At 38.2% G+C, this 12,652-nt stretch carries 16 protein-coding genes; 11 read left to right on the top strand and 5 right to left on the bottom strand.

The annotated features are described in order from the left end of the window. Positions 1–5 precede the first annotated feature (5 nt). On the bottom strand, positions 6–1,646 hold the full coding sequence (locus PCH02S_RS17485) for a multicopper oxidase family protein (protein ID WP_127455227.1): 1,641 nt from the start codon (positions 1,644–1,646) through the stop codon (positions 6–8). A gap of 268 nt (positions 1,647–1,914) precedes the next feature. On the opposite strand from PCH02S_RS17485, the gene PCH02S_RS17490 reads away from it, so the two are divergent. After that, positions 1,915–2,340 carry a BlaI/MecI/CopY family transcriptional regulator gene (locus tag PCH02S_RS17490; protein WP_127455228.1) on the top strand — a complete coding sequence of 142 codons (426 nt, stop codon included), beginning with the start codon at positions 1,915–1,917 and terminating at the stop codon, positions 2,338–2,340. Between the two features lie 2 nt (positions 2,341–2,342). Then, positions 2,343–3,203 carry a M56 family metallopeptidase gene (locus tag PCH02S_RS17495; protein WP_127455229.1) on the top strand — a complete coding sequence of 287 codons (861 nt, stop codon included), beginning with the start codon at positions 2,343–2,345 and terminating at the stop codon, positions 3,201–3,203. Positions 3,204–3,789: 586 nt separating this feature from the next. On the opposite strand, the gene PCH02S_RS36855 is transcribed toward PCH02S_RS17495, so the two are convergent. Together PCH02S_RS36855 and PCH02S_RS36860 are read right to left on the bottom strand one after the other, a co-directional pair. Further along, the gene (locus PCH02S_RS36855; protein WP_307719938.1) at positions 3,790–3,921 is read right to left on the bottom strand and encodes a hypothetical protein; all 132 of its coding nucleotides are present in this window, start codon (positions 3,919–3,921) and stop codon (positions 3,790–3,792) included. Positions 3,922–3,984: 63 nt separating this feature from the next. After that, entirely contained in the window at positions 3,985–4,149 is a 165-nt protein-coding gene (locus tag PCH02S_RS36860; protein WP_307719939.1) for a hypothetical protein, read from the bottom strand. A 237-nt stretch (positions 4,150–4,386) separates the two neighbouring features. On the opposite strand from PCH02S_RS36860, the gene PCH02S_RS17505 reads away from it, so the two are divergent. Beyond that, on the top strand, positions 4,387–5,415 hold the full coding sequence (locus PCH02S_RS17505; RefSeq protein ID WP_164819601.1) for a C40 family peptidase: 1,029 nt from the start codon (positions 4,387–4,389) through the stop codon (positions 5,413–5,415). Positions 5,416–5,572: 157 nt separating this feature from the next. On the opposite strand, the gene PCH02S_RS17510 is transcribed toward PCH02S_RS17505, so the two are convergent. Continuing rightward, entirely contained in the window at positions 5,573–6,085 is a 513-nt protein-coding gene (locus tag PCH02S_RS17510) for a C40 family peptidase (protein WP_127455231.1), read from the bottom strand. A 353-nt stretch (positions 6,086–6,438) separates the two neighbouring features. On the opposite strand from PCH02S_RS17510, the gene PCH02S_RS17515 reads away from it, so the two are divergent. The 5 genes from PCH02S_RS17515 to PCH02S_RS17535 all read left to right on the top strand — a co-directional run bounded on the left by PCH02S_RS17515 (position 6,439) and on the right by PCH02S_RS17535 (position 9,782). Further along, complete coding sequence (locus PCH02S_RS17515; protein WP_268597390.1) at positions 6,439–7,092, top strand: urease accessory protein UreH domain-containing protein; 654 nt, start codon at positions 6,439–6,441, stop codon at positions 7,090–7,092. A 20-nt stretch (positions 7,093–7,112) separates the two neighbouring features. Further along, a complete protein-coding gene (locus tag PCH02S_RS17520) occupies positions 7,113–7,658 on the top strand; it encodes a TlpA family protein disulfide reductase (RefSeq protein ID WP_127455233.1) in 546 nt (181 codons plus the stop codon). A gap of 23 nt (positions 7,659–7,681) precedes the next feature. Further along, the gene (lgt, locus tag PCH02S_RS17525) at positions 7,682–8,476 is read left to right on the top strand and encodes a prolipoprotein diacylglyceryl transferase (RefSeq protein ID WP_127455234.1); all 795 of its coding nucleotides are present in this window, start codon (positions 7,682–7,684) and stop codon (positions 8,474–8,476) included. A gap of 14 nt (positions 8,477–8,490) precedes the next feature. Continuing rightward, positions 8,491–9,015, top strand: a complete 525-nt coding sequence (locus PCH02S_RS17530) for a redoxin domain-containing protein (RefSeq protein WP_127455235.1) — start codon at positions 8,491–8,493, stop codon at positions 9,013–9,015. 134 nt (positions 9,016–9,149) lie between these two features. After that, complete coding sequence (locus tag PCH02S_RS17535; RefSeq protein ID WP_164819602.1) at positions 9,150–9,782, top strand: TraX family protein; 633 nt, start codon at positions 9,150–9,152, stop codon at positions 9,780–9,782. Between the two features lie 4 nt (positions 9,783–9,786). Here the strand turns inward: PCH02S_RS17535 and PCH02S_RS17540 are convergent, their stop codons facing one another. After that, positions 9,787–10,647, bottom strand: a complete 861-nt coding sequence (locus PCH02S_RS17540; RefSeq protein ID WP_246069131.1) for a C39 family peptidase — start codon at positions 10,645–10,647, stop codon at positions 9,787–9,789. A gap of 92 nt (positions 10,648–10,739) precedes the next feature. On the opposite strand from PCH02S_RS17540, the gene PCH02S_RS17545 reads away from it, so the two are divergent. Genes PCH02S_RS17545 through PCH02S_RS17555 form a run of 3 tightly spaced genes read left to right on the top strand, consistent with a single transcriptional unit; the run spans position 10,740 to position 12,599 of the window. Then, positions 10,740–11,354, top strand: coding sequence for a TVP38/TMEM64 family protein (locus PCH02S_RS17545; protein ID WP_127455237.1), 615 nt, complete (start codon positions 10,740–10,742; stop codon positions 11,352–11,354). A gap of 19 nt (positions 11,355–11,373) precedes the next feature. Continuing rightward, positions 11,374–11,670, top strand: a complete 297-nt coding sequence (locus tag PCH02S_RS17550; protein ID WP_127455238.1) for a hypothetical protein — start codon at positions 11,374–11,376, stop codon at positions 11,668–11,670. Further along, entirely contained in the window at positions 11,667–12,599 is a 933-nt protein-coding gene (locus tag PCH02S_RS17555; RefSeq protein ID WP_246069134.1) for an FAD:protein FMN transferase, read from the top strand. Before PCH02S_RS17550 ends, PCH02S_RS17555 begins: the two co-directional genes overlap by 4 nt. The last annotated feature ends 53 nt before the right edge of the window (positions 12,600–12,652 follow it).

The raw sequence follows: 12,652 nt of genomic DNA on the forward strand, positions 1-12,652 counted from the left end.
TTCTGTTATTCAGGTTTATTACCGGCTTTTGGGTCCGGTTTATAGTTGCTTTTATAATCTGAGTATTGCAAATCCGTTACCATTCCCATCGAAGCGTGGTGCAGATCATGGCAATGGAACATCCAATCACCAGGATTGTCAGCTTTAAACGCAACTACATAGGTTTCACCAGGTTTAACATTCAGCGTATCTTTAATAATCGGAGATCCTTGGATAGGTTGACCGTTCTTACTTAGAACCTGAAAGAAGTGACCGTGAAGGTGCATCGGGTGATCTTCAGTTTTGGATTGGTTAACGAAAGTGACTTTAACGGTGTCGTCTTTCTTTACTGTTATAGGCGGAATGTTAGGATATGTCTGTCCGTTAATTGTATAGACAGTATTACCATCTTTTTGTTCTGTATTTAGAACCATTGTCTTTTCAATATCGAATTTTTGGTCTAATGTAAAGGCAGATTTCGTAGGTGTACCGTAGTTTGCTAAATTGAAAATTGGTAATGTAGCGGAATCATCAGACTTATCAGTCATGGAGTTCTCGCCTTCATACTGAATGACTGTTTTCATACCATTAATTCGAGGCTCGTTACCATGCTCTTCTAAATACCATTGGCCAGGATTATTGGCCTCAAATTCAATGTCATAACGCTCTCCTGGAGCAATTGAAATTAATGTGTCTTTTAACGTTTGAGGGTTATTAATTGGCTGGCCATCCGTTGCTGTTACTTTAAATTCTTGACCATGTAAATGCATTTTATGCGAAATAAAGCCAGCATTGATCAAGCGAATTCTAACTTTATCGCCTTTTTTAACAGGCATTTTATCGGTAGCTTGACCTGTTTTACCATTAATCGTGTATAGGTCGTACATGCTCATGTCGTCACCCATTGCCATGTTCATAGATGATTGTTCTTTCGGTTTAGCTGTGCCCTTTGTATCCGTGGATTTATTGTCATTGGATGATTTTGAATCCATGTTCATCTTGCTATGATCCATGTTAGACATGTCCATGTTCCCATTTTTAGTATTGCCCATATCCATGGATCCCATATTACCTGAGCTCATCCATTCATCTAAAACGAGAGTATAGTCTTTATCAACTTTATCGTTTTTAGGTTCAACTATAAATGAGCCATAAAGTCCTCGGTCAACCTGATTTACACTATCTTGATGAGAATGGTACCAATAGGTGCCAGGAACATCAGCTTTGAACTCATAGGTAAATGATTTTCCAGGTTGAACTGCATCTTGGGTCATTCCTGGAATGCCATCCATCGCGTTTGGAACGGGCACACCGTGCCAATGAATGGAGACAGGTACGGATAATTCGTTTTTAAGATTTACTTTAACGGTTTCGCCTTGCTTCACTCGAATTTGTGGTCCTGGCACCGAGTTATTGTAAGTCCACACGGGAAGGATCTTTCCAGGTTCAACTTCTAGATTACTTGCCTTCGCAGTCAAATTGATTTCTTTACCGGTGAGAGTTTCAATTTTTGCAGATGTCATGGTTTTCGTAGTGTTGGTATTTTCACTCATATTCATCTTGGAGTGGTCCATACCTTTCATGCTTGAGGTTGAATTCTGACAACCGGCAAGGACTAAGGTAAAAAAGGCAGCCCCGATTAGTAACTTCGTTTTTCTTGTAAGCATGGATTAATTCCCTCCTAATTTCTACGTGCTTTTAACATGTATTAATCATACTTTAGACTTGTGAAGATCTCATGAAGATAAATTAAGTGAACATGAATAATTTTCCTAACGATATCATTTTTGGTATCCATAAAATATCGTTTACGGAGAGCTATATCGGATGATAAGATGAACATGAGCAAACTTTATTAATCGATTTTATGGAGTCAGCAGGTTGACAATTCAGTATATATTATACTACAAATCGTAGTGCAAAGGTGTTGGAGAAATGAAAATTAAAAAATTTAACGTATCAGAAGAAGGATTAAACCGTTTTTTCGGGCCATTAGAAGCAAGAATCATGGAAATTATATGGTCATCAAAAGAAATAAGTATTAAGGACGTTCACTCAGTGATCAATCAAGATACACCTATTTCTTTCAATGCTATAATGACTGTGATGAATCGTCTTCATGAAAAGGGGCACTTGAAGAAAGATGGCTCGGGGAAGGGGAGAGGCCGAATCGCTTATTTTGGTCCGATGCAAAGCAAAGAACAATTTTTGGTTGAACAAACCAAAGCAGTGACGGATGGACTTATTCATGAGTTCGGTGATCTTGTTGTTACTCACATGATAGATGCACTAGAAGACGCTGACCCTGATTTGATTCGACGGTTAGAACAAAAATTAAATGAGATGAAGAAAAGGGAATAGTTATGAAACCAATTATAAAATCCAAATTGGCTTTTACAGCTATTGTTGTAATGGGTATATTTATTCTCATGCAAATGGGATTATATTTGGTTCATGAAATATGGAAGGTTGATTTTCAATGGAACTTGTTTCAGTATTGCTTAACCGCAATCAAGGAAACAACATGGAGTCACTCAGGAGTTAAAATTCTCTTTAATCTTTTAATCATATATACCGCTTATAATATTCTTTTCAAGCTTGTTAAACAGAGTTATCAGATGTATAAGTGGATCCGAATATTCGATAATAAAAAACATAAAAAATTAACTAAACATTTGAATGATAAATATCGTAATTGGAATACTGAAATCCTTGTGGTGAAAGATAATGCTTTTATAGCTCTGGCTATTGGCTTAATAAACCCGCGGATAGTCATTTCAACTAAAGTTCTGGAAATTTTTGAAGAAGAAGAAGAAGTAAAGGCCATACTTTTGCATGAGAGATTTCATTGTATGAACTTCGATCCACTTAAAGTATTCATTACCTCTTTGATATCAGCGGGCATGCATTACGTTCCAGTAATAAAAAGCTTAGTTAATTATTATAAAACCTGGATAGAACTTATGGCTGATGATTATGCTGTTAATGAAATGAGGTCTAGTTATACATTAGGTAAAGTTCTTCTGAGGCTTACGCAAATTTCACAAATTCAACGCCTTCAATTCGGTGTTAGCTTTAGTGATGTTGCGATCAATTATCGGATTATGCAAGTTATAGAACCTGAAAAAAAGATAAGAGTTCCTGTCATATATTTAAAATCTGTGATGCTTTCTTTTCTGTTACTAATGATTATGTTGGGTACGGTTCTCGGTGGGTGTTCATAGCCCACTTTTTCATTAAAGTAAAAAACTACGATCTGTAGTTATTTTACTTTATATAAAGACATCCTGCGCAGGTTTGTTATCTTTTATCCATTTTCATTTAACACATCCTAGAACGAGAGGAATGATTAAGATGATAAATCAAGGGTACACGAGCCTAATACTTGAGGTGCTGTTGCTTACAAAGTCAGATTTGAAAATGTGTTCAAAGAAGCAGGGGGAGTTTTTTCGAAATAAACATGAGGCACTGATTTTTGTCGAAAGTAATGGTTTGAAGCATTGTGTATAGCGGTTTGTCTCGATCCAGTCGCAGCTCGGGAGAGATTACTTAATAAAGTAGGAAAAAGCAGCTAATAACTCTAGCTGCTATTTGTATGTCTGGAACAGTACCGATTGTTAAATTATTTCTTTAAAGTACTACCACCGAAGAGAAAACGATACTCCCAGTGTCTACCTTCAATAGAATCAATTCTTACCCCGCCGGACTCCTTTGAGTAGGTTTGGAGAACTTTACCATTACCCAAGTAAATTCCATTATGGGGTAATGGTCTGACTTTATTTATTAGCATAATTAGACTTATTGGTCCCTTTATATGACATGAAGAACATCAACATCTCCAGGTTTTAGCTGCCGCCAATCCGTTGTCACTCTGCCGTTAGCTTTTATATAGTCTGCTTGGCTTCTGGAATTTGAAGGCAGACAAATGCCAGTTCCTTCCAAGTAAGCTTGTCTAACAAAATCGAAGCAATCAAAGGTGCTGGTATTTGAGCGGGATGACCCGAACTAATAAGGAGTTCCAAGGTATTTCATCCCCGAATTAATTATGTTTTGTCTAGCTGAGCTAGTTAGTTGTGTTGCCTCTGCAGCAGATACCTGTCCTTGCAAGGGGACTATACTTGCAGATGCAATTGTCACGACTAGTGCTGTTAATGAAATTGCTTTTTTCATTATTTTATCCTCCTCAATAAATTCTTAGTGACCTTACATAAGAAAATGGTATCACAGGGAATAGAGGGGATTGGATGGAATATTTGCCATATAAACTTGTATTGTCCAAGCAGATTAGCGGTTATCACATAAGTTATGCATTTGAACCTAAGACATTATTATATAAAAAGAGTGCATATATTTTTCACAATTTTCTCATCCTACAAAATGATTCTAAAGAAACTAAGGAGAGAGAATATGCTGAAAATTATGCGCTATTTCACTTTGACTACACTTGTTACCGCTTTGCTATTTACACAAGCATGCGGCAACAGTAATAAATTGCAAGGAATCGATCAATCTAAGGCACCAAACAGTCCTATACGGTCATTAGGGTTTGATAAAGATGATGCTCGAATCAGCTTGCTTCAGCAAAACGGAATAAAATATATTCCGATGCAAGAATTTATTAAAACATTAGGGTTTCAATCTTCTTGGAATACTGAAACTAAAACACTTTCGATTGGCGAAATCGATGTTGTTTACAAACTTACAATAAATTCAATACAAGCTGAAAAAGAAGAGAATCCAGTAAAATTATCTAGTCCTCCTATTGAAGTGCAAGGTAACATGTATGCTCCGGTCGCAGATGTAATGAGTATGTTCAGCGAAGATATGCATTCAAAACTTGAAGATAATACTCTAATTCTCCATGGAACTAATTTGGCATTAGGTATGGAAGGTCTAGATGACGACGATCAAGTAAATTCTCAAGGAGCGGTTAACTTTTTTGAAGATGATCCTAACGATCCATTTAGAGAAACAGCTCCAACACTTGGATCGAATATCAGCGGCGCTAATGATGTTTTAACAGTAGCGGCGATGAAAAATATTAATATTAGCGCGCTAATTTCAGAAGCAAGAAAGTACATGGGAGTACGGTATGTATTTGGTGCTGGACCCTATCCGCAAACGAAAGTGTTTGACTGTTCCTCTTATACGCAGTATGTATTCGGAAAGTTTGGTGTTAATTTGAATCGTACAGCTCGCGCTCAAGCTCAACAAGGTACAACAGTAAGTCGTAATTCGTTACGTACAGGAGATTTGTTGTTTTTCTATGTGCCTGGCAGGTTTAAATCGAATAGAACAGTTGGACACGTTGGTATTTATATTGGTAATGGTCAAATGATAAATACTTTTTCCGACAAGCAAGGGGTACACATAACAACCGTAAACAAAGGTTATTGGAGTAAGAAATTCATAATAGCAAAGAGGGTAGCCAATTAAGATAAAGTAGGAGGGCCTAAAAACAAAAACGGAAAGGCGAGATTGCAAACTCTGGTTGACCCAATTAAACAAATGGCTTCTCTTAATCATCGAAATGATTTATGGGGAGCCATTTGTTAATATGAATGAATACTACTAGTAGTGCAACGATGAATGGTTATTTCTTGATGACGCGGCGTGCTGTAACGAAAGTTCTGTCCCAAGTACTGCCTACAAAATTGGAGATAGTTACTCCAATTCCGACTTTATAGGTATGGAGTACTTTTCCGTTGCCCATATAAATACCTACGTGATTAATAACACCGTCACGGTTCGTATCAGAGAAAACTAAATCCCCCGGTTGTAGCTGATTTTTGGGTACAAAGGTACCAATATTGGCTTGTTGTCTTGAAGAACGAGGAATATTAATTCCATTCTGTTTAAAAACATATTGAGTAAACGAGGAACAATCAAAAACATCCGTTCTTCCCGTTTTGGCTCCAAATTGATAAGGAACCCCTAGAAATTGTTTTCCTGTGGTAATAACATTGTTTGCAACAGAAGTGCTGGATATAGTAGCTGCTTGGGCTGATTGAGGCGTTACTAACATACTTGCGGAAAAAGTAACCGAGAGGGCTAGACTGATTCCCACTAATGTTTTACCGATACGATTTTTCTTTGTGTTGTTCATAACGTCCTCCTTGTTGATCATGATGTAATGGTTAGGTGTTAGCCTGATAACACCATATCACAAATAAAATCTCCTAATAATTGTTAAGAGGGGGACGAAGTCAATACCAGCATAGAATAATTAAACATTCTTAGAATTTCATGAGAAATTAATGAGTGATAAGTTCTTGACAACGGGAATTTTTTTGCTTTAGCTTCACTTTTACGTCCTAATATACTACAATATGTAGTGTGTTAGTGTATGTGGTTTATTAGGAGTGATCAATTTTGTATTCATTTTTTAGTCAAATTAGTTCCTGGCTAAGCGAACCATTCGGGAATGTTGTGTATTCTACGAACATTGCCCTTGTATCTGTGCTCTTCTTGGGATTTATCGGATCAGTGGCTCCATGTCAAATATCAGCTAATATTGGGGCTATTACACACTTTGGAAGAAGGCAAATGCAAGCGAATATGTCATGGTCTGAGTTGTTACTTTACTTAGTAGGAAAAATGGTTGTATTCTCAGTGTTCGGAATTCTATTTTGGGTATTCGGAAGAAGTATTTCAACTGAAGCAATACCTTTCTTTGTTTATTCTAGGAAGTTGTTGGGGCCTCTTCTTATCATAATGGGTCTTGTCCTGATTGGTTTGCTCAAATGGCCTGGTTTAGGCTTTGGACTGTCAGCATCAGTACATTCTATTTCAAAACGAATAGGAGGAAAGGGCGGAGCATTACTCATGGGAGTTGCGTTTTCTATTGGGTTTTGTCCAACTATGTTCTCTCTCTTTTTTGGAGGGGTCATGCCGCTTGCACTCAAATCTGCTTACGGGTTAATGCTACCACCTTTATTTGCAGTAGGAACAGCAATGCCATTGCTTTTATTTGCTGCTTTGACGGTAGGGTTTGGCTTAGATCGTATGATGGTGAGCCGCGCACGACGATTCGGAGTTTGGGCTCAACGACTTGCGGCGTTCTTGTTTATTGTTTTAGGCATAAGCGACACAATCACTTATTGGACGCTGTAGCTATTTAGGAGGTTAAAGGTTTGAAGAAGCAATACATCATAATTGTTATTTTGGTTGGCTTAACTGCTTATGCACTGTATCAAAATTCAATAAAGTCTAAAACTGCTTCGATGCCGAACAAGGTAGAAGAGGTTATGCCAAAGATAGGCTATAAAGCGCCAGATTTTAATCTCAAAGCATTAGACGGTAATACGTATTCCTTAAAGAATATGGAAGGCAAACCGGTTATCATCAATTTCTGGGCATCATGGTGTGGTCCTTGTCAGACTGAAGCCCCTGAACTTGCAGAGTTATACGATAAATATAAAAAGAATCTCGAAATCTATGCTGTAAATCTAACCTTTGATGATACGGAGGAAGATGCCAGAGCTTTCGCGGAAAAATATGGGTATCACTTTCCAGTGCTCATAGATGATAGCCCAAACACAGCATCCTTATATCAGGTTCATCCGATTCCTACAACCTTCTTTGTTAATCGAAAAGGAATTATTGTAGATGAACTGGTAGGAATAACAGACAAAAATTCTCTAGAAGATAAGTTCAAGAGTCTAATCTCTAACAACTAAATAGTAAGAAAGGCGGTAAATATATGAGAGTCATTTTATTTAATATAGGGGATTTTCCTATACGGTCATATGGCCTAATTGTTGGTATTGCTATTTTGTTGGGATTGGGAGTTGCGTATTTCCTAGCTCGGGGTACTAAATATCAAAATCATGTTCTGAATATGATTACGTATATCATTCTTGGAGCAATAGTTGGCGCTAGGCTATGGGAAGTATTCTTTTTCCAGTTTGGGTACTACTCTAAGCATTGGTTGGAAGCAATTGCAATTTGGCAGGGAGGACTCTCGATTCAAGGAGGGCTGGTCGGCGGTTTTATCGCGGGGGCTATTTATGCACGAGTCCAGCGAATATCCTTTTGGGAGTTTGCTGATATTACAGCCCCGGCAATTGTGTTAAGCCAATCGGTAGGAAGAATCGCATGTTTCTTAAATGGAGATGCATTTGGCTCACCTACAGGATCTAATTTTGGGCTTGTTTATCCACCCGGTACAATTGCGTATGAAACGTATGGTTCGCAACCTTTATGGCCTGCTGAAATTTGGGAAGGGCAATGGGATCTCGTCATTTTTGCACTCTTAATTATACTTAAAAATAAGCAGTGGCCAAAAGGTTTTTTGTTTTTAATCTATAATATTCTTTATGCTTTAGGACGCTTTATGCTAGAGTACTTGCGCGGAGATACACCTAGATATGCATTAGGTTGGACTGCAGCACAATGGACGAGCTTTGGTATTGTTGCAGTAAGTATTTTACTTATAGGCTACTTCACTATGAAGGAAAAAAGGCAGAAAGAGGCCACGAGTTTGACAGAACATTAATTGGAGAGAAAATAATGGCGAAAAATAGACGGTGGATTCAAATATCGATATTCCTTGTTGTATTCATCTTGCTGCTTTTAACAATCGTTCAAGGGGTCCTTAATCGTGATAAGGCTGTAATTGCAGGGACAGCCGCCCCAGAGTTCTCCTTGCTTGGTTTAGATGGTAAAGTCCATAATTTATCGGATTATAATAATAAAACGGTAGTTTTAAATTTTTGGGGAACCTTTTGTCCTCCTTGCAGAGCGGAAATGCCAGCGATTCAAAAGCAGTATGATAAGTGGAAAGGAAATGGGCTTATTGTACTTGGAGTGAATTTAGGAGAAGCAAACGTTACGGCACAGAATTTTGTCGATCAATATAAACTAACGTTTCCAATTCTTCTTGATCCTAAATTGAGAGTTCGGGATTTGTATAAAGTCACCCAATACCCAACGACATTTTTTATCCGGAATGGAGCGATCCAAGAAGTACGTATTGGACAAATGGATGAACCATTTTTGGAAAACACGATTGATAAGTTGATGAAAGATAAATGATTGCACTTTAGTTTACACCTCTAGTGTTGATTAGAAAGAGCCCCAAGTTGTAGCTGGCGTCAGTAATCACTCGGTGCCAGCTTATTTGATTTTCAAAAATGTATCGTATTTCTTTCCAAAGGGGGGTGTACCGAATGAATTGGATTGCAATGATATCAATGGTAATCGATCATATTGGGCTAGTCTGGTTCTCGGAAGAACCGATATGGAGAATAATTGGGCGTCTAGCATTTCCTATTTATGCTTTTGGAATTTCACAATCAATGATGTATACGAAGGATAAGAAAAGCTACTTAATTCGCCTTGGATTATTGGCCGCTATATCACAGGCACCTTATTTTCTTTTGTTCAGTAATCATCAAATTAATGTTATCGCGACATTTTTTATTGTTGTTTTCACCCTGCTTCAGGTAGAGCGCACGGAGAATAACGTCATAAAAGGGATTTGGTTAATAGCCGCATGTATGATACTTGAGGGGTTCCATTTTAGCTATGGTAGTTATGCTTTAATTTTAGTAAGCATCTATCGATACACAAAGGGGAGAGAGTTGATCATTAGTCACTCTGTGCTTATTATTTTGTTTGGGTTATTTAAAGGATGGCCAATACAAATAGGAATGTGGGGTATTTTACCTACGATCATGTATACGTGGTTTCCTAAGGATGTCTTACACAATTTAAAAGTCAATCCACCTAGATGGATGTGGAGAGCGTTCTACCCGGTCCATTTGATGTTACTTGCTTCTCTAGAACTTCGTCCTTTCTAAGAGATTATTGTGCAGGAACGCTCGCTCTATAGGACAATGCTTGTTTATCCATGGCCTCCCACGTTTGTATGAATTGTTGTTTTTCTACTTGAACATTTTTCTTTCCGCTCAGTGGGTCGTTTACATAGACGTGTTCCTCATCATAACCAACGAGGAGAACACTATGCTCTTGAAAAGTAGTTTGAATGAGACCAAGAGGGGAGTCCCAAATGATCCATTGTTTTTCAGTTGGTACTTGATAAGTAATGGTTGTCCATACCACAACAGGGAACCCTTGTTCTATTTGAGATTCCAATACCCCAAAGGGGCTTCGAGTCAAATCAACTGCAGTAGGGATGTAGGAGTTTAGTAAAGGAAATAGTCCGGCACTATAAATTCCAAATCCTTTCTTTTTACCGGTTATATCCCCTACATACCCTAAATTAGGATTTCCCCAATAGAGAATTGAACCATTTTCGCCCCATTGAATGGGTGTGGGGTCTGTTTTCATTTCAGGCAGCAGCTCCATTTTGTTTTTCTTAATGCCATAGTATTGTAGCAGCATCGTAAGTGCTGTAAGTTCACAGCCGGATGGAAGTTCAGGATTTTGCAGCACTAAAGGGGCATCAAGCATCGCAGAAGCTTTTACTGGTTTATTACCCGAAGCACCACGAATCTCTTTCTCTACTGAAAAAGGAATAGAAGAAGTTGATGGTGTATTTGTTAAAGATATCAAGGGTTCTTTGTCTTGAGACGGATTTTCCCATTCTTTACTAATCACTCTAGAATAGAGTAATACTACAAGTATCGCATTTATTCCGATCAGGCAAATAAATAATACACCAGCTGAAGCGAATTTTATGCTGTTTTTAATAAAGCCATACACGGAACAACCCCCCTGTGATATACTGAAAGTGATTATATACTACAATAAGTAGTGTTTTCGTGCAAGTTCTATTGGAATTTGGAGGATTACTATTGAAAAAGTGGATAACAGCCTTTACTTATATTTTCCTTATGTTAGCAACAATCATATTTAAACAGCAGCTGTTGGATTGGATCCAATACGGGCATATTTCTCTTCTCATTGTAACTTTACTTGCGGCATTGATTCCGGTAATTCCTTATGGAGTGGTTGGGGGGATTATTGGTGCAAAATATGGTCTATTTATAGGAAGTCTTGTAAATGTATCGATTTCCACGCTAGCCGCGGCCATTATGTTCTACCTTGTACGAGGTGTTTTTGAAAGCACAGGACGCAACTATTTGTCACGATATAAAAGAATAGAAAAGTTGACTTGCTTGTTCGAAAAAAATGCGTTTTTATCGATCTTATCACTACGAATGTTGCCGTTTGTCCCTGCACAAATTGTTAATATCTTTTCAGCCATCAGCCAAGTGTCATCCGGCTCATTTTTACTGGCGACTATATTAGGGAAAATTCCAGTTATGCTTGTATTTACTCTGATTGGTAAACAGGTCGTTACTGATCCCTCGCAACTCATTGTAACCATTGGATTGTACGGAATATTCCTCTTGATTGTATACAGCATCTATCGTTATTGGCTGAAGAAGTCTGTTAAAGTTGAATGAGAGTTGAGGTGTTTTTTGCATGAAGAAGCAATCGAAATGGATGAAATGGGGAATTGGCGCTGGGTGCACAATTACGGTCGCGTTGGTTTTTAATGCCGTCAAGAATGATCAAACATTCGAAGAGGCCCATCAAAATGCACTGATAAACAAAGCTAATTCTAAACAACTAAGCTCGTCTAAGGACGAAGTGTATTATGAATGGCAAACGAATCGAATTCGAACCAAAGAACACTCTTCTTCTCAAAGTGATAGAAATAGAGGATCACACTCTATGAGCATGAATGGTAAACCGGGAAGTGAATCAAGTTGGTCATGAGCAATGGTCATTACTGGTTATCTGAATTTCGTGCACTAAATACGGGTATCAAGGCATGCATTTATTGTTCTGAGCACCAGTTTTCTAATCTCATTCCAGAGGTACAGGATTGGTTTGTTCATGTAGACCGTAAGTTCAGCCGATTTTTGCCAGATAGTGAACTGACTACACTGAATGGATCGAAAGGTAAAGCGGTTCTCGTATCAGCAGCAATGTTGGAAGTTATTGAACTTGCGGAATACTACAAGAAGAAAACAAATGGAATCTTTAATCCATTGATTTTACAAGCACTTGAGAGTGCCGGCTACAGCCAATCATATGAGTTGATTAAACATGGTTGTCAACTCACCAAGACTCCTTCGATGCCAGAATCAGAAGATATTTACATCGATTCAAGCATGAAAACTGTTAGACTAGGGCCTGACCATAAATTAGATTTGGGGGGGATTGTAAAAGGTTGGTCTGTAGATCGGATATCAGTTTGGCTTAAAAACGAATGGCATATAAACCGTGGAATGATTAATGCGGGTGGAGATCTTTTCGTATGGAGTGATAGTTCAGACCTAGAACCATGGACGATCGAAATTAGAAATCCTTTGAATCCGAAACAGGGCACAGAGAGACTTTCTCTTTACAGAGGTGCTATTGCAACTTCAAGTGTATTAGGCAGACAGTGGAAAACTTCGACAGGTCAAATGCATCATTTGATTGATCCTCGGACAATGCTTCCTAGCCAAAGTGACATTATACAATGCACAGTAATTGGATCTAATACGACTGACTGTGAAATCGCTGCGAAGGTTGTTTGCATTCTTGGTAGTGAGGAGGGCACTGAATGGTTGATGAATCAGTATCCAGATGTTCAGTCTATATGCTATACGAGTGCAGGAGACAAACATTTCATAGGAAATCCGTGTTTGTTGAAGTAAGATGCAGGATTCCCTTTGGTGGTTCAGATGGAAATTCCCTTATGGAGGAGAAT

Origin of the sequence: Paenibacillus chondroitinus NBRC 15376, from assembly GCF_004000765.1 — a bacterium.
In the GTDB taxonomy this organism is placed as follows: domain Bacteria; phylum Bacillota; class Bacilli; order Paenibacillales; family NBRC-103111; genus Paenibacillus_E; species Paenibacillus_E chondroitinus.

What these genes read in the sequence shown, in the direction of transcription:
- PCH02S_RS17555 (WP_246069134.1), top strand. Translation starts at nt 11,667, where the DNA reads ATGAGCAATGGTCATTACTGGTTATCTGAATTTCGTGCACTAAATACG.
- PCH02S_RS17535 (WP_164819602.1), top strand. Translation starts at nt 9,150, where the DNA reads ATGAATTGGATTGCAATGATATCAATGGTAATCGATCATATTGGGCTA.
- lgt (WP_127455234.1), top strand. Translation starts at nt 7,682, where the DNA reads ATGAGAGTCATTTTATTTAATATAGGGGATTTTCCTATACGGTCATAT.
- PCH02S_RS17490 (WP_127455228.1), top strand. Translation starts at nt 1,915, where the DNA reads ATGAAAATTAAAAAATTTAACGTATCAGAAGAAGGATTAAACCGTTTT.
- PCH02S_RS17485 (WP_127455227.1), bottom strand. Translation starts at nt 1,646, where the DNA reads ATGCTTACAAGAAAAACGAAGTTACTAATCGGGGCTGCCTTTTTTACC.
- PCH02S_RS17550 (WP_127455238.1), top strand. Translation starts at nt 11,374, where the DNA reads ATGAAGAAGCAATCGAAATGGATGAAATGGGGAATTGGCGCTGGGTGC.
- PCH02S_RS17530 (WP_127455235.1), top strand. Translation starts at nt 8,491, where the DNA reads ATGGCGAAAAATAGACGGTGGATTCAAATATCGATATTCCTTGTTGTA.
- PCH02S_RS17505 (WP_164819601.1), top strand. Translation starts at nt 4,387, where the DNA reads ATGCTGAAAATTATGCGCTATTTCACTTTGACTACACTTGTTACCGCT.
- PCH02S_RS17510 (WP_127455231.1), bottom strand. Translation starts at nt 6,085, where the DNA reads ATGAACAACACAAAGAAAAATCGTATCGGTAAAACATTAGTGGGAATC.
- PCH02S_RS36860 (WP_307719939.1), bottom strand. Translation starts at nt 4,149, where the DNA reads ATGAAAAAAGCAATTTCATTAACAGCACTAGTCGTGACAATTGCATCT.
- PCH02S_RS17495 (WP_127455229.1), top strand. Translation starts at nt 2,343, where the DNA reads ATGAAACCAATTATAAAATCCAAATTGGCTTTTACAGCTATTGTTGTA.